19 protein-coding genes, 3 tRNA genes and 1 rRNA gene are annotated in these 21,115 nt (G+C 49.4%); 17 read left to right on the top strand and 6 right to left on the bottom strand.

The genetic code is table 11. From position 1 onward, the window contains the following. The 13 genes from rrf to VF724_RS19150 all read left to right on the top strand — a co-directional run. Window positions 1-96 (top strand): 5S ribosomal RNA (rrf, locus tag VF724_RS19210); the annotation flags it as partial. A 344-nt stretch (window positions 97-440) separates the two neighbouring features. Then, complete coding sequence (guaB, locus tag VF724_RS19205; protein WP_371755862.1) at window positions 441-1,901, top strand: IMP dehydrogenase; 1,461 nt, start codon at window positions 441-443, stop codon at window positions 1,899-1,901. Between the two features lie 132 nt (window positions 1,902-2,033). Then, window positions 2,034-3,368 carry a D-alanyl-D-alanine carboxypeptidase family protein gene (locus VF724_RS19200; RefSeq protein ID WP_371755861.1) on the top strand — a complete coding sequence of 445 codons (1,335 nt, stop codon included), beginning with the start codon at window positions 2,034-2,036 and terminating at the stop codon, window positions 3,366-3,368. 84 nt (window positions 3,369-3,452) lie between these two features. Continuing rightward, the gene (pdxS, locus tag VF724_RS19195; RefSeq protein ID WP_371755860.1) at window positions 3,453-4,334 is read left to right on the top strand and encodes a pyridoxal 5'-phosphate synthase lyase subunit PdxS; all 882 of its coding nucleotides are present in this window, start codon (window positions 3,453-3,455) and stop codon (window positions 4,332-4,334) included. 47 nt (window positions 4,335-4,381) lie between these two features. Then, the gene (pdxT, locus tag VF724_RS19190) at window positions 4,382-4,972 is read left to right on the top strand and encodes a pyridoxal 5'-phosphate synthase glutaminase subunit PdxT (protein ID WP_371755859.1); all 591 of its coding nucleotides are present in this window, start codon (window positions 4,382-4,384) and stop codon (window positions 4,970-4,972) included. A gap of 27 nt (window positions 4,973-4,999) precedes the next feature. Continuing rightward, the gene (gene serS / locus VF724_RS19185; RefSeq protein ID WP_371755858.1) at window positions 5,000-6,280 is read left to right on the top strand and encodes a serine--tRNA ligase; all 1,281 of its coding nucleotides are present in this window, start codon (window positions 5,000-5,002) and stop codon (window positions 6,278-6,280) included. Between the two features lie 76 nt (window positions 6,281-6,356). Continuing rightward, window positions 6,357-6,446, top strand: a tRNA-Ser gene (locus VF724_RS19180). Window positions 6,447-6,655: 209 nt separating this feature from the next. Continuing rightward, the gene (gene pdhA / locus VF724_RS19175) at window positions 6,656-7,753 is read left to right on the top strand and encodes a pyruvate dehydrogenase (acetyl-transferring) E1 component subunit alpha (RefSeq protein ID WP_371755857.1); all 1,098 of its coding nucleotides are present in this window, start codon (window positions 6,656-6,658) and stop codon (window positions 7,751-7,753) included. After that, window positions 7,741-8,721 (top strand): alpha-ketoacid dehydrogenase subunit beta, encoded by a 981-nt coding sequence (locus VF724_RS19170; RefSeq protein ID WP_371755856.1) that lies wholly within the window; start codon window positions 7,741-7,743, stop codon window positions 8,719-8,721. The genes pdhA and VF724_RS19170 overlap by 13 nt, the downstream gene beginning before the upstream one ends. 13 nt (window positions 8,722-8,734) lie before the next feature. Next, entirely contained in the window at window positions 8,735-9,976 is a 1,242-nt protein-coding gene (locus tag VF724_RS19165) for a dihydrolipoamide acetyltransferase family protein (RefSeq protein WP_371755855.1), read from the top strand. Window positions 9,977-9,998: 22 nt separating this feature from the next. Then, entirely contained in the window at window positions 9,999-10,661 is a 663-nt protein-coding gene (locus tag VF724_RS19160; RefSeq protein ID WP_371755854.1) for a helix-turn-helix transcriptional regulator, read from the top strand. Between the two features lie 106 nt (window positions 10,662-10,767). Further along, on the top strand, window positions 10,768-11,100 hold the full coding sequence (locus VF724_RS19155) for a hypothetical protein (RefSeq protein ID WP_371755853.1): 333 nt from the start codon (window positions 10,768-10,770) through the stop codon (window positions 11,098-11,100). A 61-nt stretch (window positions 11,101-11,161) separates the two neighbouring features. Further along, window positions 11,162-11,317 (top strand): small acid-soluble spore protein P, encoded by a 156-nt coding sequence (locus tag VF724_RS19150; protein ID WP_371755852.1) that lies wholly within the window; start codon window positions 11,162-11,164, stop codon window positions 11,315-11,317. 297 nt (window positions 11,318-11,614) lie between these two features. On the opposite strand, the gene VF724_RS19145 is transcribed toward VF724_RS19150, so the two are convergent. The 6 genes from VF724_RS19145 to VF724_RS19120 all read right to left on the bottom strand — a co-directional run bounded on the left by VF724_RS19145 (window position 11,615) and on the right by VF724_RS19120 (window position 19,005). After that, window positions 11,615-12,520, bottom strand: coding sequence for an EamA family transporter (locus VF724_RS19145; RefSeq protein WP_371755851.1), 906 nt, complete (start codon window positions 12,518-12,520; stop codon window positions 11,615-11,617). A 149-nt stretch (window positions 12,521-12,669) separates the two neighbouring features. Further along, entirely contained in the window at window positions 12,670-13,776 is a 1,107-nt protein-coding gene (locus VF724_RS19140; RefSeq protein WP_371755850.1) for a GerAB/ArcD/ProY family transporter, read from the bottom strand. Window positions 13,777-13,810: 34 nt separating this feature from the next. Beyond that, window positions 13,811-14,938 (bottom strand): GerAB/ArcD/ProY family transporter, encoded by a 1,128-nt coding sequence (locus VF724_RS19135; RefSeq protein WP_371755849.1) that lies wholly within the window; start codon window positions 14,936-14,938, stop codon window positions 13,811-13,813. 47 nt (window positions 14,939-14,985) lie between these two features. Further along, window positions 14,986-16,176, bottom strand: coding sequence for a Ger(x)C family spore germination protein (locus tag VF724_RS19130; RefSeq protein WP_371755848.1), 1,191 nt, complete (start codon window positions 16,174-16,176; stop codon window positions 14,986-14,988). Window positions 16,177-16,226: 50 nt separating this feature from the next. Then, window positions 16,227-17,756: a spore germination protein gene (locus tag VF724_RS19125; protein ID WP_371755847.1), complete on the bottom strand. Its 1,530-nt coding sequence runs from the start codon at window positions 17,754-17,756 to the stop codon at window positions 16,227-16,229. A 73-nt stretch (window positions 17,757-17,829) separates the two neighbouring features. Next, on the bottom strand, window positions 17,830-19,005 hold the full coding sequence (locus tag VF724_RS19120) for a Ger(x)C family spore germination protein (RefSeq protein ID WP_371755846.1): 1,176 nt from the start codon (window positions 19,003-19,005) through the stop codon (window positions 17,830-17,832). A 217-nt stretch (window positions 19,006-19,222) separates the two neighbouring features. On the opposite strand from VF724_RS19120, the gene VF724_RS19115 reads away from it, so the two are divergent. The 4 genes from VF724_RS19115 (at window position 19,223) to VF724_RS19100 (ending at window position 20,943) form a co-directional block, all read left to right on the top strand. After that, a complete protein-coding gene (locus VF724_RS19115) occupies window positions 19,223-19,666 on the top strand; it encodes a universal stress protein (protein ID WP_371755845.1) in 444 nt (147 codons plus the stop codon). Between the two features lie 146 nt (window positions 19,667-19,812). Beyond that, a tRNA-Arg gene (locus VF724_RS19110) sits at window positions 19,813-19,889 on the top strand. An 84-nt stretch (window positions 19,890-19,973) separates the two neighbouring features. Then, a tRNA-Pro gene (locus tag VF724_RS19105) sits at window positions 19,974-20,050 on the top strand. Between the two features lie 113 nt (window positions 20,051-20,163). After that, complete coding sequence (locus tag VF724_RS19100; protein WP_371755844.1) at window positions 20,164-20,943, top strand: HAD family hydrolase; 780 nt, start codon at window positions 20,164-20,166, stop codon at window positions 20,941-20,943. The last annotated feature ends 172 nt before the right edge of the window (window positions 20,944-21,115 follow it).

The raw sequence follows: 21,115 nt of genomic DNA, 5'->3' as shown, positions 1-21,115 counted from the left end.
GAACCACGCGTACCCATCCCGAACACGAACGTTAAGCCCTCCAGCGCCGATGGTACTTGGACCGAAGGGTCCTGGGAGAGTAGGACGTTGCCAAGCGAACAAGGAACGCCTCTGATCGACGGAATCGATCAGGGGCGTTTTTATTTTGCTGTCAACATGGGTCCAACTCTCCCGGAAGAGTATCGAAACGAAAATTGATGAGCAAAAACGTACGCTCCGATCTTTGGGGATCGAGGAATATTTATTCTGGAATCCGAGCAATCGGTATAACATCTAAATTCTTGTGCATGAATCGCCAAATAAAGACCCAGGAAAAAAGAAAACATAAAAGATATGTAGATATTTCGAAAATAACAGTCTTACCTTGACAGTAAAAATGGGCTTTTGATAATATTGCAATAATGTACACAGGTGAAAAGGTGTAAAGGGAGGTTGCCGTAGTGTGGGAGTCCAAGTTTACGAAGGAAGGATTAACCTTCGATGATGTTCTTCTCATTCCGAGAAAGTCGGAAGTGTTCGGACGGGAAATAGATGTATCCGTAAATCTCGGGGAAACTTTGAAGCTGAATATTCCGTTGATCAGCGCGGCCATGGATACGGTCACGGAATCGGCATTGGCTATTGCCATCGCGAGGGAAGGCGGCATCGGCATTGTTCACAAAAACATGAGTATCGGGCAGCAAGCCGAGGAAGTGGACCGGGTGAAGCGGTCGGAAAGCGGAGTTATCACCAATCCTTTCTCGCTTACTCCGGAGCATCATGTTTATGATGCCGAAGCTTTGATGAGCAAATTCAGAATTTCCGGTGTGCCGATCGTTGATGATCACAATAAACTGGTGGGTATCATCACGAACCGTGATCTGCGGTTTGTTCATGATTATTCCATCCCAATTAAGGACGTCATGACAAAGGAACATCTTGTGACGGCACCTGTCGGAACAACGCTGCAGGAAGCGGAGGTCATCCTGCAGAATCATAAGATTGAAAAGCTTCCGATCGTGGATAATCACGGTGAGCTCAAGGGATTAATCACGATTAAGGATATCGAAAAGGCCATACAATTCCCAAATGCGGCGAAAGATTCCCAAGGGAGGTTATTGGTCGGCGCAGCGGTCGGGGTTTCCAAGGATACAATGGAAAGAGCCGAAGCGTTGGTAAACGCAGGTGCGGATTTGATAGTTGTGGATTCATCACACGGTCATCACATCAATATTGCAAATACTGTCAGAATGCTCCGCAACAAATATCCCGACTTACCTATTGCAGCCGGGAATGTCGCGACTGGCGATGGTACGAGGGATCTGATCGAGGCCGGAGCGAACATCATCAAAGTGGGAATAGGACCCGGTTCTATATGCACTACAAGGGTAGTCGCCGGAATCGGCGTTCCGCAAGTGACGGCAATTTACGACTGCGCAACGGTAGCAAGGCAATACAATGTTCCGATTATCGCCGATGGCGGGGTAAAATATTCCGGTGACATTACGAAGGCGATCGCTGCCGGTGCAGATGCGATTATGATCGGCAGCCTGTTCGCCGGAACGGAAGAAAGTCCCGGGGAATCGGAGATTTTTCAAGGCAGGCGATTCAAGGTTTACCGCGGAATGGGTTCTTTGGGCGCGATGAAGGAAGGCAGCCGGGATCGTTATTTCCAGGAGAATGAAACCAAGCTTGTTCCGGAAGGGATCGAAGGAAGGGTTCCTTATAAAGGCCCTCTTAAGGATACCATCTTTCAATTAATTGGAGGACTTCGTTCGGGAATGGGTCTTTGCGGTACGAAAAATATCCAAGAGCTGAAAAACGATACCCAGTTTATCCGCATCACCAGCGCCGGATTAAGGGAAAGCCATCCACATGATGTCCAGATTACCAAGGAAGCTCCAAACTACTCATTGTCCTGATCCGTGAGCAATTACCAAGACCATTAAGGCCGTTTCATGCAGCAGGGTAATATTACTAATATTACCCTGTCTTTTTTTGCATGTGGGCATATGCTACAATTAAAAAACGAAAAATATACAGGAGATGGGGAAGTGGGAGTTTTGTTTCTTCGCGGTTTTCAAAGACGTAAAAAAATGTTGCTCATGATCTTCGTTATCAGCTTGGTCTTGCAGACGGCCTCATTTCTGAGCGAGCTGTCCGCCGCTGAGGCGGCTCCATTACCAGGCCCGTCCGTTGAAGCGAAATCAGCTGTGTTGATCGACGCGGGATCCGGTCAGGTTCTTTATCAAATGAATCCGGATCAAGCCTATCCTCCGGCCAGCATGGCCAAAATGATGACTGAGTACATTGTCATGGACTACATCAAGTCCGGTAAAATCAAATGGACCGATCAAGTGACGGTCAGCAAATACGCGGCTGGTGTCGGCGGATCCGGGGGTCTGCTTGCCGCCGGAGAAACGTATACAGTTGAAGATATGTTCAAGGCGATGTCGATTTATTCCTCCAATGACGCCTCAGTCGTATTGGCGGAATACGTAGGGGGTACGGTTGAGAAGTTCGCAGCTTTAATGAATCAAAAGGCTAAAGAACTCGGTTTATCCGACAAAGCGCATTTTATCGATCCCACCGGGTTGTCCCGCAAGGATTTAGCCGATGCCGGGTACAATCCTGCGAGTCTTTCCGGGGAAACGGAAATGACGGCAATGGACGCCGCGCGGTTGGCATACAACATCGTCAATAATCATCCCGAAGCTTTAGCATATACAAGCACTCCGACCGCATATTTGAAGCCGAATGATGAGCGTTATAAGATGATTAACTGGAACCATATGCTCGCGGGCTGGAAAGACTATAATAACAATTTTTCCTCCATAGCTTATCCGGGAATGGACGGCTTAAAAACAGGCCATACCGACGAAGCCGGCTGGTGCTTTACGGGCACGGCGCTGCATAACGGGTTTCGTTTGATCAGCGTGGTGATGGGCACGATTGCGGAAGGTAAACGTTTTTCGGAAACCCGCAAATTATTGGATTACGGATTTAACAATTTTGAGAGAAAGACGGTACTCACCGCGAAAACGCAAATCGACGCCCTGAAGCAGGTTGAAATCAAAAAAGGCAATGAAACCGTCGTGCCGGTCGTGACGGAAAAAGGCGCCGAATTCGTCGTACAAAAAGGAGAAAATGCCGATGCGTTCGACATCAAAGCGCAAAGTGCTGCGGCGGACAAGCTGGTGGCCCCGATCAAAAAAGGCGATGTATTGGGTACTGTGACCATCACTTACAAAGGCGCTTTTCCTATAACAAAAACGGTGAATTTGGTTGCCGCCGAGAATGTGGATAAAGCAAGCTGGTTCCGATTGTTCTTCCGTGGAATCAAAAATTTCATTCAGGAAATGTTTGCAGGGATAAAGAATTTATTCTGATGTGCAAATGTCGGGTTGTATAATTAAATCCCATGATGTAAAATATTTTGTTAGATGTTAATAAGCATATGGAGGATTTCGGAAATGGAAACAGGAACTTCTCGTGTTAAAAGAGGTATGGCTGAAATGCAAAAAGGCGGCGTCATCATGGATGTCATGAATGCCGAGCAAGCCAAAATTGCCGAAGCGGCAGGAGCCTCAGCGGTTATGGCCTTGGAAAGAGTACCGGCCGATATTCGTGCCGCAGGCGGAGTTGCCCGCATGGCAGACCCGACAATTGTTGAAGAGGTTATGAAGGTTGTAACCATTCCCGTGATGGCAAAAGCGAGAATCGGCCATTTTGTCGAAGCGAAAATTCTTGAGTCGCTGGGTGTTGATTATATTGATGAAAGTGAAGTTTTGACACCTGCCGACGAAGTCTATCATATTGATAAGAATGAATTCACCGTTCCTTTTGTTTGCGGCGCTCGCGATTTGGGCGAAGCGTTGAGAAGAATCGGTGAAGGGGCCTCCATGATCCGGACCAAGGGCGAGCCGGGAACAGGCAATATCGTGGAAGCGGTTCGGCATATGCGTGTTGTGATGTCGCAAATCCGTAAAGTACAGGGGATGTCCAAAGAAGAGTTGATGACGGAAGCCAAAAATTTGGGCGCACCTTACTCGCTTCTTCTCGAGGTACATGGGACGGGCAAGCTGCCTGTTGTCAACTTTGCCGCCGGTGGAATAGCCACTCCGGCTGATGCTGCATTGATGATGCATTTGGGCGCAGATGGCGTGTTTGTAGGCTCCGGTATTTTTAAATCGGATAATCCTGAAAAGTTCGCCAAGGCGATCGTACAAGCCACGACTCATTTTACGGACTTCGGCCTTATCGCGGAATTATCGAAAAATTTGGGCGCGCCGATGAAAGGGATTGAAATTTCCTCGTTGGCTGCTTCTGAACGCATGCAGGAGCGCGGCTGGTAATTGGAACCGGTAAATAGGTTAACGGGACAGGAAAGAAGGGGAACCTCATGAATATCGGTGTTCTCGCTCTGCAGGGAGCGGTAGCCGAGCACATTCGCATGCTGAACAAAGCCGGCGCTCAAGGCACTGCAATTAAACGCGTTGAGCAACTGGAAAAGATCGACGGATTGATCATTCCCGGCGGAGAGAGTACGACCATCGGAAAATTGATGCGGGAATATCATTTTATTGAAGCCCTGCGGGCTTTCTCGGCTAAGAAGAAGCCGATTTTCGGCACCTGCGCGGGGCTGATTCTGATTGCCAAGGAAATCGTCGGGCAAAGTGAAGTGCATTTGGGACTGATGGATATCAAGGTACAACGCAATGCTTTCGGCAGACAGCGGGAAAGCTTTGAGGCCGACCTGGACATCAAGGGGATCGATAAGGCGGTCCGCGGCGTGTTTATTCGGGCTCCGTTGATCGTGGAAGTAGGGGACGGGGTAAAAGTGCTCTCGACTTACCGTGATCAGATTGTAGCGGCCAGACAGGGGCATCTGCTGGCTTCTTCTTTTCACCCGGAATTGACCGATGATCATCGGATGCATGCTTATTTTATTGAGATGGCCAGGAACAGTCTTTCGGCAGTGACGAAATCATAAAGCATTTCCTCTGAGGAGGCGTATCTTTTGTTGGATGTCAAGCTGTTTAGAAATGAATTCGAACGAGTGGAAGAAGCCATGTCGCATCGCGGCAAAAATATCGAAGATGTACGGAAGTTTCCGGAACTCGACCGGCGCCGCAGAGATCTGCTGCAGGAAGCCGAACAGCTGAAAAACCGCCGAAATACCGTATCACAAGACGTGGCCAAATTGAAAAAATCGGGCGGCGATGCTGACGGTCTGATTGTGGAGATGCGGGAAGTATCCGACCGGATCAAACAGCTTGACGAGGAAATACGCCAATTGGAATCGGAGATTCAGGAGCTGGTGTTGGCCATCCCGAATATTCCCCATTCTTCGGTCCCGGTTGGCTTGACGGAGGATGAGAATCGGGAAATTCGCCAGTTTCTCGAACCTCCCGAATTTTCCTTTGAACCGAAGGCTCATTGGGATTTGGCCCAGGAGCTGGATATTCTTGATTTTGAAGCGGCGGCCAAGGTAACCGGCTCGCGCTTTGTATTCTATAAGGCCTTGGGCGCACGACTGGAAAGAGCGCTCATCAATTTCATGATGGATTTGCATAGCGAGAAGCACGGATATATGGAAATGCTGCCTCCTTACATCGTCAACAAGGAAAGCTTGATCGGCACAGGGCAGCTTCCTAAGTTCGAAGAGGATTTGTTCAAGCTGAACGACAGCGGATACTACATGATTCCTACAGCAGAAGTACCGGTTACCAATTATCATCGGGACGAAATTTTGGCTGCGGACGAGCTTCCCAAATATTATGTGGCATTCAGCGCCTGCTTCCGTTCCGAAGCCGGTTCAGCCGGCAAGGATACAAGAGGGCTGATCCGAAACCATCAGTTTAACAAAGTGGAGCTCGTCAAGCTGGTGAAGCCGGAGGACTCCTATGAAGAGTTGGAGAAGCTGACGCAAAACGCGGAGAATGTCCTTCAGCTGCTAAAGCTGCCTTATCGGGTTGTGGCATTATGCACGGGGGATCTCGGCTTTTCCTCTGCGAAAACCTACGATTTGGAAGTATGGATGCCTTCAAGCCGAACATATCGGGAAATTTCCTCCTGCAGTAATTTCGAGGACTTCCAAGCTCGAAGAGCCAATATCCGCTTTAGAAGAGATCAGGGAAGCAAACCGGAATTTGTTCATACACTTAACGGCTCGGGACTTGCTGTAGGACGAACGGTCGCGGCGATCATGGAAAATTATCAGCAGGAGGACGGCAGCATCCGGGTACCGGAAGCGCTGCAGCCTTACATGAACAACGTCAAGGTAATCAAGCGGGCATAATCCCACAAAATAGAGGTTGAAAAACAGCTTCAAACTATGTTACAATGCTTTCTGTTCACTGTTTGTGGGAACATCCGGAGAGGTGGTCGAGTGGTTTAAGGCTCTGGTCTTGAAAACCAGCGAAGGGGTAACTCTTCCGTGGGTTCGAATCCCACCCTCTCCGCCAGTACATATTATAACACGGATATTGTTCATTAAGCTTTGCGATCATTCAATCGCAAAGTTTTTTTGTGTTTGGCGATAAACTTATCGGAGAATCCCGCATACTATAATCTTAGGAATTACTAAAAAATTTTATTTTTCTTATTTTTTTTTGAATAACAATAAATTCTCATTGTATATGCAAAATCAACCTTGACATTTGGAGGTGTGGGTATGTCGAAAGTATTGGCTCGGAAGCCTGCCGGACCCGTGTTTAACCTGGTTGACGCGGATGGAACGGCAGATCCGCAATTGCTGCCTCCCTTGACGGAGCGGCAGTATATCGAAATGTACCGCTGGATGAAAATCAGCAGGGAATTTGATCGTCGGGCTGTAATGATGCAGCGCAAAGGGCAGCTTGGAACTTATCCGTCATTGGAAGGTCAAGAAGCGGCGCAAATTGGAAGCGCTTTTGCGTTACGAAAAGAGGACATGATGTTTCCAACTTATCGCGAAAACGGAGCGGCGATGGTCCACGGGCTGCCGATACGGCAAATTCTGCATTATTGGAACGGACGCGCCGATCATTTTGTGAAGCCTGAAGGAGTCAACGTGTTTCCCGTTGCCGTACCGATTGCTACGCAGGTGCTTCATGCCGTCGGATATGCGATGGCCGATAAATTCAAACGGCAAAATCGAGCGACTCTGGTTTATTTTGGCGATGGGGCAACCTCCAAAGGGGATTTTCATGAAGGAATGAATTTTGCCGGTGTTTTTCGGGTTCCCGTAGTGTTGTTTTGCCAAAATAATCAATACGCAATCAGTGTTCCTTATCATAGACAAACGGCCAGCGAAACCATTGCCGAGAAGGCCGATGCTTATGGTGTGGAAAGCATCCGGGTTGATGGAAACGATGTTCTGGCGGTGTACCAAGCGACTAAAAATGCTGTGTACAAAGCCTATCTCGGTGAAGGGCCGACGTTGATCGAAGCCGTGACTTACCGGTACAATTCCCATACCACTGCGGATGACCATACCCGATATCGAAGCAGTACGGAAGTGGAGAAATGGAGAACAGGCAGGGATCCGATACTTCGCTTTCGCCGTTTTTTGGAAAGGCAAGGCTTGTGGAATGAAAATCAGGAAAATCTGTTGGCTCACGAAATCCAGACCCTTCTAGATGAAGAAATCAAGCAAATGAAGCAATGCGGACCATCCAATCCGCTGCATATGTTTGAGTACAGCTATCAGGATCTGCCCCTGAAAGTGGAGGAGCAAAGGAACGAATTTATTGCTCGCAGGAAAGGAGGTGGGATTGAATGCAGGAAATGACGATGATCCAAGCCATTAACAACGCTCTGCGAAACGCGTTGGAAAGTGATCCCGGCGTGCTGATTTTTGGTGAAGACGTCGGACACAACGGCGGCGTTTTTCGTGCGACGGACGGACTTCAACAGCAGTTTGGGGAGGAGCGCGTTTTTGACACGCCGCTGGCAGAATCGGGAATCGTGGGCACAGCCATTGGAATGGCTGTGAATGGTCTCAAACCGATCGCGGAAATCCAGTTCATGGGGTTTATCTATTCGGCTTTTGAACAAATCATCAGCCACGCTGCACGCATCAGAACCCGTTCTCAAGGCAGCTATACCGTACCGATGGTGATTCGCGCCCCGTATGGAGCCGGCATACGCGCGCCGGAGCTTCATTCGGACAGCAGCGAGGCGTTTTTTGTCCATCAGCCCGGACTAAAGGTGGTCGTTCCTTCGAACCCTTACGATGCCAAAGGACTGCTGCTGGCGGCGATTGAAGATCCCGATCCGGTGCTTTTTTTGGAGCCGATGAAGCTTTACCGCGCATTTAAAGAGCCGGTGCCGACGGAAAAATATACGGTTCCGCTGGGAAAAGCCAAGGTGATGAAGGAAGGAACGGATATCAGCATATTTTCCTGGGGCGCCATGCTCCCGGCCGTACGTCAAGCCGTTCAAAAAGCCGAGCAGGAAATGCACATCCAAGCGCAAATTATTGATTTGCGTACATTATCCCCGTTGGATGAAGAGACGATCATCGCTTCCGTACAAAAAACCGGGCGCGCCGTGGTCGTCCATGAAGCTCCCAAAACGGCCGGTGTGGGCTCGGAAATTATCGCGATCATCAACGACAAGGCCTTGTTTCATTTGGAGGCCCCGGTAGCAAGAATCGCGGGCTATGATGTGCCGCCTCCTTTATTTCAATTGGAGGATCTATATATTCCAGATGCGGATACGATACGTGCCGGCATCGAACGGACGATGAAGTATTAAGGAGGGATCGCCGATGCATGAGTTTCGATTGCCCGACATCGGAGAAGGGCTGCATGAAGCCGAAATCGTAAAGTGGCTTGTTCAATCCGGTGATCATGTGAAGCTGGATGATGCATTGGTCGAAGTCCAAACGGATAAAGCCGTTGTGGAACTCCCCTCTCCCGCAGCCGGCAGGATATGCGAAATTCCATGGAAGGAGGGCGATGTGGTCAAAGTCGGTGAAGTGCTTGTCGCTATTCTGGAAGAGTCCGATGAACCTGCGTCGGTTTCGTCAACCACACCTCTCTCGTCAACCGTACCGTCTCCGTCATCTGCATCGTTAGAAACATCCTCCTCCGATCATCGATTGGGAAATTCCTGCAAACACATCCTTGCCGCCCCTTCCACACGCAAAAAGGCAAGGGAAATGGGGATCGACATTCAGCTTGTGCAAGGAACCGGACCTGCCGGTCGCGTAACGGAGGATGACTTGCTGCGTTATTTGCCCAATAAGGAACATAGCGGCGGGGATGCTGCAGAGGTTGTTGAAGCTGCAAAAGCTGTCGGGATTTCAGAGCCCAGACGCATCCCGATCAGAGGAATTCGTAAAAAAATCGCCGAGAAAATGACTCGCTCCGCGTTCACCGCTCCTCATGCGACAAGTGTTGACGAGGTGGACATGAGCGAACTCATCCGTTTTAAAGATATTTACGCGAAGGAAGCCGAAAATCAAGGGGTAAAGCTGACATTCCTGCCGTTTATTCTCAAAGCCTTATCGGTTGCCTTCCGTCAATTTCCTATGTTCAATGCGGTAATGGATGAGGCCAAACAGGAAGTGGAGGTGCATGGGAGCCACAACATCGGGATCGCTGTGGATACCGATAACGGACTAGTCGTTCCATGCATTAAAGGTGTGGAGCAGAAAACGATTCTGGAACTGGCAAAAGAAATCAAGCAGTTGACGATATCGGCCAAAGAACACAAATTAACGGCTGCGGACATGAAGGGCGGAACGTTTACCGTAACCAATATAGGGCCGATTGGAGGCCTATTCGCAACGCCGATTCTTAATCATCCGGAGGTCGCGATTTTGGGCGTTCATACCATTCAGAAGAGAGCCGTTGTCATCAACGATGAAATCGTTGCACGTCCGATGATGTACGTATCGTTGACTTTCGATCATCGCGTGCTGGACGGCGCCGAGGTTGTCCGATTTACCAATCGCTTGAAGCAATATTTCGAAGATCCGTTCAAGATGTTTTTACAAATGAAATAAGGATGAAAAGGATGCGTTACAATTGGATGACAAACAGCTGCTTTTTTCTAATTTTGTGAATGTGGTTGAAGGTCTGGCACTCTTGTATGGAAAAGACAGCGAGGTTGTGCTGCACGATTTTGACGAACCCGATCATTCCATTATCGCGATCAAGAACAACCATATCACCAATCGCAAAATCGGAGACCCCATGTCCGAATACGCTTTGAAAATCGTTCGTCACGGAGTGGAGAAAAACAAACCCTCGATTGTATACCGCACATTGACCAAGGACGGCAAAAAAATCAAATCCACCAATATTTTTATTCGAAATCATCAGGATCAAGTGATCGGCTGTCTGAGCATTAATCGGGATATTAGCCGATTGGAATGGATGAAAGCATGGGTTGATGAAATTCTGAATTCGGACTTGCCGGGAGAAAGTGAAGAAATCAATGATGTATTTACAAGCGACGTTACCGAAATTTTGAAAAAAATGATCGATCAGACTATTGCCAGCAGCGGCAAGGATATTCATAAGCTTACGAGAGAAAACAAGAAGGATATTATTGAAGAATTGGATGAGAAAGGGGCCTTTCTGATTAAAGGCGCTGTAGATTTGGTTGCGAATCATATGGGGGTTTCCCGTTATACCATTTATAATTATCTGGACGAAATTCGGGCCAAGTACAAGTTATCTCCATAAAAAGCAAAGTTCTTTATGCATCGTAACGGCGAATTACGCAACGGTTAATCATGTATAAAGGCGGGCGCGGAATCGCAATCTACCTGTATGGGGGTGTTATGAAGCGATGGATCAACGATTGGTCGAGGAGTGGAAGCGTCGTTTGCCCGAAAGGCTGAACTCTTCAGATTCCGTGGAGGTTCATGCGGATGACGGTATTCCCAATGCGCTGCTCATCCATATGGATGTGGCGGGACGCTCCAAATACAGCTTTGATTTTCGTTGCACCTATATGGATTCACGGGAAGTGAAGGTCGATCTGCTCGATGTGGAGCAGGACGGAATCCACGTGGATGAACATACGGAGCCGATTCAGAATCTGGCTGAGGACTATGTACGCCATATTCATGAATGTGCGCAAGATCTGCAGGATGTTACAACGCAAATCTATCAGGGATAAGAAGCGGTATAGGTCAAGAAGCGGTGAATAGGGGAATTCACAAAATCTAAGGGGGTTTTTTATGCCGAAGCAGCATACTCCGCAATATGTTACCCCGGCGGCCGATGTCGGAGATAAACGGGAGAAGGAGGGAAACCGTCAGCAGGAAGCGCTGTCGGGCTCCAAGAAAGTGAAGAACCGGAACCATTCCAGGCAGAATCACGGAGAGGGTTCATGATGCGAAAAGGAAGAGGATTCTCGAATAAGGCTCGTCCCTATCGGGTACTCTAATTGTTGACGGTGGACACAAAGGTGTGGTTTTCCGTTGAACCTGTTAACGAAAAGCATACGGACCGGTTTCACTTCCTGAAGAAACTGGAGGGATGTGCCAAAGACACTTTACGCATGACCGCATAGGCAAAGTAAAGCATTGGAAGCACTTGAACTCAAGTTTCGCGAGTAGGGCAAGTAGAAAAAAACCACCGTCAAAAAGGACCCACCGGGTCCTTTTTCGTTTGACGGCAGCCCAAAAAGTTCATTTTTTTGTGGTTGCGTGGCGGTTTCTTTTGTTTTCGGGCTCCCGCCGCATGCCGGACAATTCGGGCAGGGCGATGCCCGACAAAATGACGAATACGCCCAGCCACTGAAGGCTGCTCACCGATTCTCCAAGTACCATACTGGACATCAACACAGCCGTCGGCAGCTCGGCGGCCCCCAGAATCGAAGCGAGACTTCCGCCGGTATGCGGAACGCCGAGGGTAAGGAACAGGGTAGGAATGACGATGCCGAACAAGGCGAGCAGGAATCCCCATAAAGCGAGTCCCGCGTATAGCGATCCATTCCATAAAAAGAAGGGCGGGAATACAATGAAGACAAGGATTAAGGAGCTGAACGCCATGATGCTGCTGCGGACGACCGGATGCACATGGTTGGCCGTTCTACCGCTGAAGATGACGAAGAGCGCGTAGGACAAAGCGGAAAGCAGTCCGAGCAGGATGCCGATTCCCGTCCAATGTGCTGTGTCCGCTTCGAGTAGCCCTGCAGCAAGAATCGTACCGGCAAACAATAAAATCAAGGACAGTATCTTTGCCCGATCCGGTTTTTGCCGGTCGATCAACGACTCAATCAAAACGCCGATCCAAGTAAATTGAAACAGCAGCACAACTGAGACGGAAGCCGGCAAATATTGAAGCGATCCGTAATAAATTATGGCGGTCAGCCCGATGGTGGAACCAACAAGCATGATGGAAATCAATTCTTTTCGAGTCAGCTTATTTCTTGGAAAAAACCATGACATCGGCCATAATAGAAGAATTCCGAAAAAGGCCTGGCTCCCGACAACCTCTTGAACGGTAAATCCGGCATGATATGCGAGTTTGACGAACGTTGACAGCACGCCGTAGCTGCAAGCTCCAAGAAATACGAGGACGGCCCAGCGCATGTCGTACCTCTCCTTTGTGTTTGTGATCTAATGCTCCTATCGGTAAATTATAGCAGAACAGGATGCCCGGAGTCATGCGGAATACGGCAATGAATTCTTCAAGACCGGACTGCAGGTGCCAGCTGAACGATTACGAATCCTGGGGGGAACTAGGTAATGCGGGTCCTTGGGGAAGCGGGGTTTTTGGAAGCTCGTTGTTTTCGGTTGGACCACCAATGCTTCAAGATATACAGCAGCGGCAGCGGCCAAAGAAAAACCCCAAACACATAATTTTTCAGTAATTCATCATGGGAGAGTTTGTCGGTAAACATAAACAGGGAGGTAAAATAGAGCGCCAGCCCGACTGCAACAATGGTAATCGTCCGGTATTTGCTCAGCAGATTTTGAAAGGGCATCATCTCGATCATGGCGTAGAGAAACAAGGACATCCGGATAAAGCTGCCGAAAGTCATCAGCGCCAATCCGCTGACATCGAATCGATCGATAAATCCGAGGGTGACCATCCTCACAGAGCTCAATACCGGATACAGCAGCGTGTCGGTCTGCTCCCATCCGAATACGGTGATGGTTCCCGCCGCCACAGATACCATCGCGATCGAGGTGACAATGGTACCCAGCCAAATCAAGTACAGCATTCCTTTTTTTTCCACTTTGCTGATCCTCAGTACAGCCAAGGCAAACATTTCGGACCAGTTTGCGCACAGCAGCATGGCCCCGGATATGACCGGATTCCAACCGAATTGCAGGAAGGGAAGCAGCTGTCTCCAATCCCGCATAGAACTGAGTATCAACGTTACTGCATGACCCGTGACGATGATAATCAGGGTTAATATCCCAGCCATCCAGGCGATCACGCGGATTCCTTTTGTCATGCAATAAGCAATGAAAATCATAAAGCTCGCTCCAATAAACCACATCGGGGTTTCCTGATAAAAACCGCCTTGAAGCATATCCACGACGGAAGTCAGTGTGATGATGCCCATGAAGAAAAAGTAAACGAACCAGATCAGGTTAAACAGAAAGCCGATCCAGGATCCCCAAAGATCGGTCGAAAGCTTCTTCAGCGTTGTACCGGGCTCCAGATTCAAGAACTTCCAGGTTACGTATCCGACCAGGATGCCGAACGGAGTCGCCAGCAGCACGGAAATCCAGGCGTCCCTTCCGGCAATGTCATAGAGCAGCGGCAGGATGACCACATGCCCGATGATCGGCAGAACCATAATCAGGAAAAAAAGCGCCTCGCGTGGGCGGATCACTGGCAATTCCTTCTTTCCAAGAAGAATTTAAGGACTAAGAAGAACCTTGGGGTGAACCCGGCAATGTCGAACCTTTGGAAGCGGGATTTTTGGAAGTTCGCTGTTTCCGTTTGGACCACCAATGCTTCAAGATATACAGCAGCGGCAGCGGCCACAGAAAGATTACAAGCACATAGTTTTTCAAGTATTCATCATAAGTCAGTTTGTTGGTGAACAGGAACAGCGAAGTAAAGTAAAGCGCAAGCCCCATTGCAATAATGGCAATCGTGCGATACTTAGCGACCACCTTTTGAAAAGGCAGCAATTCGATCACGGCGTGGAGAAACAGGGACTGCCGGATAAAGCTGCCGAATGTCATCAGCATCAGTCCGTAGACGTCAAACCGGTCGATGAATCCCAAGGTGATCATCCTTACCGAGCTCAATACGGGATACAGCAGCGTGTCGGTCTGCTCCCATCCGAATACGGTAATGGTGCCTGCAGCCACGGACAGCATCATGATCGTATTGGCGAAGGACCCAAGCAATAACAGATACAGCATTCCTTTGGTTTCTACCTTGCTGAACTGCAGCACGGCCAACACAAACATTTCCGACCAGTTTGCACACAGCAGGATGGCCCCCGATATCACGGGATTCCAACCGAATTCCAGGATTGGCAGCAGCTGGCCCCAACTACGCACGGGGCTGAGCAGCAGTGAAATCGAATGGCCCGAGATCATAATGAACAAGGTTAATATCCCGGCCATCCAAGCGATGACGCGAATCCCTTTCGTCATACAGTAAGCGATGAAAACCATAAAGCTGCCCCCAATGAACCACATCGGGGTTTCCTGATAAAATCCGCCCTGGAGCATATCCATCACGGAGGTCAAGGTGACAATGCCCATGAAGAAAAAGAAGGCGAACCAGATCAGGTTGAACAGAAAGCCGATCCAGGGTCCCCATAGATCGGTCGAAAGCTTTTTCAGTGTTGTTCCGGGCTCCAGATTCAGGAATTTCCAGGTCATGTAAGCGATCACGATGCCGAAAGGAGCCGCCAGCAGCACGGAAATCCAGGCGTCCCGTCCCGCAAAGTCATAGAGCATGGGCAGGATAACCACATGTCCTATAATCGGCAGGACCATGAACAGGAAAAAAAGCGCTTCGCGCCGACGGATCATCTGCAATCCCCCCTTTGACAAGTGAGTTGGCCATTCTGCGAAGCAAGTCAGTCAATCCCCGGAAACAGACGGGTCTGCGGTCGGTCGGCCACCCGATCTTTTACCATTCCCAAATTCGTGATTTTGGATTTTACGTGAATGCGGACGTCCGTACGCTTGAAGATTTCGTCCCAATCCTCATGGACTTGATGCCAATATTTCGGATAATGCCGGTATACTTGCATGCCGAGGTTGAGAATGTCCGTGGCCGGATCTTTCCGCATTTCCTTCAATGCGGCATTCATTTCCTCAATGACTTGCTTTTTCATCTGCAATTCCAGCTGCTTTATTTTTCTCTCTGTCAACGGTTGGCCGGACTGCCATTCATTAATGTCCCCGCTGGCTTCCACATTCACATCAAAGGTCAATTTGCCTTCTCTCAATTTTGGTTTGATCTTGGAGGAACTGGAGTGAAGTTCAATCGCCGCCATCGACCTCGGGTCTCCGGGGATCGGCAGGCTCATCGAACCGAACTTGACTTTGTTCTCGAACCACAAGATGCCGCGAGTGAGGAGGGGGGAGCGAACGACTTTAACCAGTTTATCATCTTTGAAAACGGCTGCCCCGTTGATATCGACGTGTATCATGGCGGGCGGTTTTTCCTTATGTATTTTCAGTAAAGTTACATAGCCGCTCCCGACCGGGCTTTGGTTCATCTGCATAAATTCCCGTAGGGACACCGCCGTCATTTCCGAGACATCATGCTTGACAGAGTCCGTGCCTTTGAACAGCCCGAATGCCGATATCGGATCCAAAGGAGAGGCGAGACCGAGAATTTTCGCGGGATGATCGGCAACGTAAATGTAGCTGTTCAGGCGAAACTGCTGATCCCGGTTTCCAAAGTCCAGAAGGGGAAGAATGCCTTCCTTGCGGGCAAGCTCGGTACTGATGATGATCGCCCTTGTATGCGATAAGAACAACCGGCGCTTCAGCCCTTTGGCCAGCCGCAGGGTGGCCTCATGCACAGTGGGTCCTTCGGAAGTGATGATCACGTCGGCTTTCGATTCGTTCTTCTTGATTTTTTTCGGATCCATGACCTGATATATGATTTTATATTCTCCCCCGATCTTCTCGATTGCTGCCCCTGAAAGTATGGCCGAATCGGACAATTCCCGGGAGCTCCAACAACCGGTCAGCAAGACAGCAAACAGAAGAAGCGGCATGAATGTCCTGAGCAATGCGGCCTTAAGCAATATCACGCAGCACCCCTTCTTTGTTTTCTGTTGCCGGCCGGCGCCCGATCCTTGATTCATGGTTTCTCATGCCGGATTTTTCGCTGCTGCGGAATGGATTCCGGCGCCCGATCCATATTCTTAAGATGAACACGTACGAAGGTGTCTTTCCAATCGCGGAAATAAGTTGGGGCAAACGGCGAAAGATATGGGACACCCGCACTGGTCATGGAAGCGAGGTGCGTCAGCATGGCAAGTACCCCCATAAGAAGACCAAATAGACCGAGAATGGAAGCGGGAATGATCAGCAGAATTCTCAGGAGGCTGACCGCGTCGGTGTATGGTGTCACGATAAATGTGGTAATTCCCGCAAGGGCGACAACGATAATCGTCGGCGTTCCGACGATGCCGGCTTGCACAGCGGCATCGCCGAGGATCAGCGCCCCCACGATTGAGACGGCTTGTCCGATCGATCTCGGCATGCGTACGCCTGCTTCTTTCAAGATTTCAAATAATAACAGCATGAAGATGACTTCCATGACCAACGGAAAAGGGACGCCTTCGCGGGCGGCGGCAATGCTGGCCAAGAGGGTCGTCGGGATCATTTCTTTGTGGAAATTTTGCGCTCCCACATAAAAGGCAGGCAGAATAAGCGAGATCCAAAAAGAGGCATACCGGAGCATTCGGATGAAGGAGGTATAAAACGGCAATGAATAATAATCCTCGGGGGATTGCATCGCCTCCAGGAACAAATAGGGAAGCCACAATGCGGTTGGCGTGCCGTCCACGAGGATGCCCACCCGGCCTTCCAGCAATTTTCCGGCAAGCTTGTCGGGTCTTTCCGTGTTCCCGACGGTGGCGAACAACGATTGGGGCTGTTCATCGATGTATTCTTCAATGTAGCCGGAACCGAGAATGGCTTCCGTTTTAATTCTGCGAATACGATTTTTAATATCCTCAACGATTTCCGGAGCTGCAATATCCTGAATATAAAGAACGCATACGTCGACCGGGGATTTGATCCCGACTTTCAGAATATCGAAGCGGAGCATCGGATCGTGAAGTCTTCTGCGCATCAATGCAAGATTGGTTCCCAACGCTTCCGTAAATCCTTCATGAGGTCCGCGGACGATCGGCTCGGTCTTCGGTTCTTCAATGGTTCGTTCTTCAAACCCTTGAGCGTTGATAATGATGGCTTCCGTTTGTTTTTCCATCAGCAGGATGACATTGCCTGTTAACAGTTTTTTCAAGAGATCGCCCAGATCGCGTCCCCGATTGAAAATGCCGACATGAAGTGTATTTTCAATATCGGAGAGACTTTCCATGGGGGCCTGGTCGTTCTCCACCAGCGGTTTGATGGCTGACTGGTAGAGGATGTCTTTATCCACAAGTCCGTTCATTCCGATTAGCAGCAGTTTTGTTTGATTGGAACCGCACATGATATCGCGGAAAATCAGATCGGGGGGATTGCCCATTATTTGCTTGAAAAATAGCTTGTTCTGCTCCAGGTCCGGAAAGATGGGCAGACCCTGCGGCGAAGAAGATTGAATTTGCCGACTTCCCGAGCCGTTGTTCTGTTTGCGTTTAAACCAGCTTGCGAAAAACATTCGCTCTCCCTCGCTTTCTTTTATAAATATTCCCTCAAATTGGGGTTGATTATTCTAACGGACAAAGCTCGGTTCATTTACTCCATGGGAACAAATCGGATTTCGGATGATCTGCCCTTCTGTCTTTCACCATCCCCAAGTTTTGAATTTTGGCTACAACTTTAATGTTCACGTCGATTTTTTTAAAGAGGTCGTCCCAATCGTCATGCACCCTGCTCCAATAATCCGGATACTGGCGGAACACTTCAAGGCCGATGTTCAGCACGTCAGTGACCGGATCCTCGCGCATCTTCTTAAGCGCTCCCCGCATTTCTTTGATAATTTGGTCTTTGTACTCCCGTTCAAGCAGCTTGAGCTTTGGGAGGGTCAACGCCTGCGGGGATTGCCATTCATTAATGTCTCCCGCCGATTGAACCGTTACGTCGATCACCAGTTTGCCCTGCTCGAACCGGGGGGTGATCTTCGAGGAAGTCTTGTGGACTTCGATCGCCGCTTTATGCTTCGGTTCTCCGGGAATGCTCAGACTGACGGACGTTCCTTCGACTTTGTTTTCGAACCAAAGGATCCCGCGGGTAATTTCCGGGGAATGGATGGTTTTGACCAGCTTGCCTTTTTTGAAGATGACCGGACCGTCAATATCCACATGAGTTAATGCCGGTTCCTTTTCTTTGTGCAGTTCTAGGAAAGAAGTATAGGTGCTTCCAGTCGGTCCGAGACTCATTTTCATAAAATTCCACAAGGGAACAACGATCATTTCCGACAGGTCTCTTTCCACGGTTTCGGCTCCCTTGGATAAACCCAACCCCGTCATCGCTTCCAACGGCGACCGGGCGCCCAGTATGTCAGCGGGGTGATCGGCCACATAAATGTAGCTGTTCAGGCGGAACTGCTGATCGCGGTTCATGGCGTCCTGAAGGGCGTGCAGCTTGCCTTCCTTGGCGAGCTCCGTACTGTAAATGACCGCTTTCGTATGCGAAACGAACAATCGCCGTTTCAGCCCTTTGATGATCCGCCATGTGGCCTCATGGGCCGTCGGGGCTTCAGAACTGATGACGACCCTGGCTTCAGATTCTTCCTTCTCCAATTTTCTGGGATCAAGCACCTGATAAGTGATTTTGATATTGTTACCTTTTTTTTCGATAGCTGCCGCAACCAATATGGCGGAATCGGACAACTCCCTGCCGCTCCAGCAGCCGGCGATTGGCATTAAGCCTATTGTCAGCATCAGAAAAGTCACAACCGTTTTCATTTCGTTTTCATTCCGTTCATCCCTGCCGTTTTTTGCAGCCTACCCTTCTTATTCCCTGCAGACAGGGGGAAATATTCTTTCAGCAGCGGAATAAGCGCAATTTTTGCACACGTGATATTAATCACAGAATTTGGAAGCGAAATCGTTGAAAATAGCATTAAGCAAAGAAAATTCAAATAGTTTCCCTGGGGAACTAAAATCTGAGGAGGAATGTGCAATGTTCGGTTTTTATTCGAGAATTTTGGTGGCGTATGACGGTTCGGAGTTGAGCGACAAGGCGCTGGATCTGGCGTTGAAGCTGGCGGAGCAGGACAGCCGGATTGAAGTTCATGCCGTGACGGTGTGGGATGACCGCTATGTGCAAACATTTGGCTATTATGACATTGTATCCGTGGAGGAATTGGCGGAGAGCCGCCAGAGAAGCACGGAGGAATTGTTCGGGAAAATCAAAGGCAAGCTGGATGCCGTTCCGAACAAAACGGCAACCATCGCTTTGGAGGGCAACCCTGCTAAAATGCTGGCGGAATACGCCAAAGATAACGATTGCGACCTGATTGTAATGGGCAGCCGCGGCTTGAGCAGCATGAAGGAACTGTTCCTGGGCAGCGTCAGCCACAATGTGGTCCAACAAGCGCATTGCCCGGTACTGATTGCGAAATAACCGTAGGACGAACGGGATACGGGAATGTCAAGTCAGAGGAAGCCTCCGAAAAGGGGCTTTTTCTGCTGCGGCTATCGGCACGTTTCCAGTTTTCATCTATTTGATTTGGAGATCAATTGTGGTATAATAACTTTTGCTGATTTCACGCGCCCGTAGCTCAGCAGGATAGAGCAACAGTTTCCTAAACTGTGGGTCGTACGTTCGAATCGTATCGGGCGCGCCACCATAAATTAGCGTAAAAATTTGCGATAGGCGATATTGCGCCGCAAGGTGGATCGTGCTATAATAAATTTCGCTGTTGTAATGTCGAGACGTGGCTCAGCTTGGTAGAGCGCTTGGTTCGGGACCAAGAGGTCGCAGGTTCAAATCCTGTCGTCTCGACCATTTTATTTTACAGAACGCAGATTGACAATGGTAAATAAAAAAGGCCTTCACGCTCTTTGTGAAGGCCTTTTTGGTAGAAATTGAAATGCGGATAAATGAATGGGGTATGCGGGATGGCGGTCCTTCATATAAATCATCGAAGCTATCGGGTTCAGGGCATTCTGTTCGATAAGGATGGAACCCTGTTGGATTTTACATACCTGTGGGCAACCTGGTCGAAGTTAATGAGTGACTGTTTGCAGGTCCAAGTTTCTCGGTTTCCCGGAATTCCGATATCGAAAAATCATAATCCCTCATTCAAGACGGAAATTGCCGGCCCGATGAAGAACAGTATCGGCTATGATCCGAACGGGCCGCTGGCGATGGGATCGACGGATGAGATGTTGACCATTTTGGCTTGGCAGGCTTACTCGCGCGGAATCCCTTGGAACGATGCGAAACGGGTTGTGGAGCAATGCCATCAATTGGTTGAAGAGCAATTGGAGAGGCTCAAGCCGGCCAAGCCGCTGCCGGGTTTGGTCCGATTCCTGCAAGAATGCGGGGAAGCGGGGATTCCGATGGCTGTAGTGACCGCCGATGACACGGAACCGGCGGTTCGGCATTTGCAGTGGATGGGAATCGACCGGCATTTTGCGGTGATTGTCGGCAATGATCAGGTGACCCGGGGAAAACCGGACGCTGAAATGATCCTGACCGCATGCCGATCAATCGGTTTGAATCCTTCGGAAACGGCAATCATCGGGGATACCGAAGGCGATATGCTGATGGGCAAAGCGGCCGGCGTGGCTGTTACGATAGGCATCCGCAGCGCTGCAGCACTTGGAGAGAGGCATCTGAAACATGCGGACGAAAGAATTTCCGACTTCTCCGGGTTGAAAATAGAGAAGCTTTGACGATCAATAAATACGCAGCATGACAAGCGTTATTTATTGCTTGAGCGTTTTTACCAGCCGTTTGGCTTGGCCGCTCGGGGTGTCGATCGCTTCATAGATGCGGATCGTCACCGGGAATTCCAGTTGATCGGTCTGCAGGTTGCCAAAATTGATCGTCTGGTCGCCGCTGATC

The organism is Ferviditalea candida (assembly GCF_035282765.1).
In the GTDB taxonomy this organism is placed as follows: domain Bacteria; phylum Bacillota; class Bacilli; order Paenibacillales; family KCTC-25726; genus Ferviditalea; species Ferviditalea candida.
The sequence above is the reverse complement of the archived record's forward strand: the minus strand, read 5'-3'. Positions and strand labels throughout refer to the sequence as shown.

Bases quoted from the DNA above. Each gene is read 5' to 3' on its own strand.
- pdxS (WP_371755860.1), top strand. From the start codon at position 3,453: ATGGAAACAGGAACTTCTCGTGTTAAAAGAGGTATGGCTGAAATGCAA.
- pdxT (WP_371755859.1), top strand. From the start codon at position 4,382: ATGAATATCGGTGTTCTCGCTCTGCAGGGAGCGGTAGCCGAGCACATT.
- pdhA (WP_371755857.1), top strand. From the start codon at position 6,656: ATGTCGAAAGTATTGGCTCGGAAGCCTGCCGGACCCGTGTTTAACCTG.
- VF724_RS19170 (WP_371755856.1), top strand. From the start codon at position 7,741: ATGCAGGAAATGACGATGATCCAAGCCATTAACAACGCTCTGCGAAAC.
- VF724_RS19165 (WP_371755855.1), top strand. From the start codon at position 8,735: ATGCATGAGTTTCGATTGCCCGACATCGGAGAAGGGCTGCATGAAGCC.
- VF724_RS19155 (WP_371755853.1), top strand. From the start codon at position 10,768: ATGGATCAACGATTGGTCGAGGAGTGGAAGCGTCGTTTGCCCGAAAGG.
- VF724_RS19150 (WP_371755852.1), top strand. From the start codon at position 11,162: ATGCCGAAGCAGCATACTCCGCAATATGTTACCCCGGCGGCCGATGTC.
- VF724_RS19145 (WP_371755851.1), bottom strand. From the start codon at position 12,520: ATGCGCTGGGCCGTCCTCGTATTTCTTGGAGCTTGCAGCTACGGCGTG.
- VF724_RS19135 (WP_371755849.1), bottom strand. From the start codon at position 14,938: ATGATCCGTCGGCGCGAAGCGCTTTTTTTCCTGTTCATGGTCCTGCCG.
- VF724_RS19125 (WP_371755847.1), bottom strand. From the start codon at position 17,756: ATGTTTTTCGCAAGCTGGTTTAAACGCAAACAGAACAACGGCTCGGGA.
- VF724_RS19120 (WP_371755846.1), bottom strand. From the start codon at position 19,005: ATGAAAACGGTTGTGACTTTTCTGATGCTGACAATAGGCTTAATGCCA.
- VF724_RS19115 (WP_371755845.1), top strand. From the start codon at position 19,223: ATGTTCGGTTTTTATTCGAGAATTTTGGTGGCGTATGACGGTTCGGAG.
- VF724_RS19100 (WP_371755844.1), top strand. From the start codon at position 20,164: ATGGCGGTCCTTCATATAAATCATCGAAGCTATCGGGTTCAGGGCATT.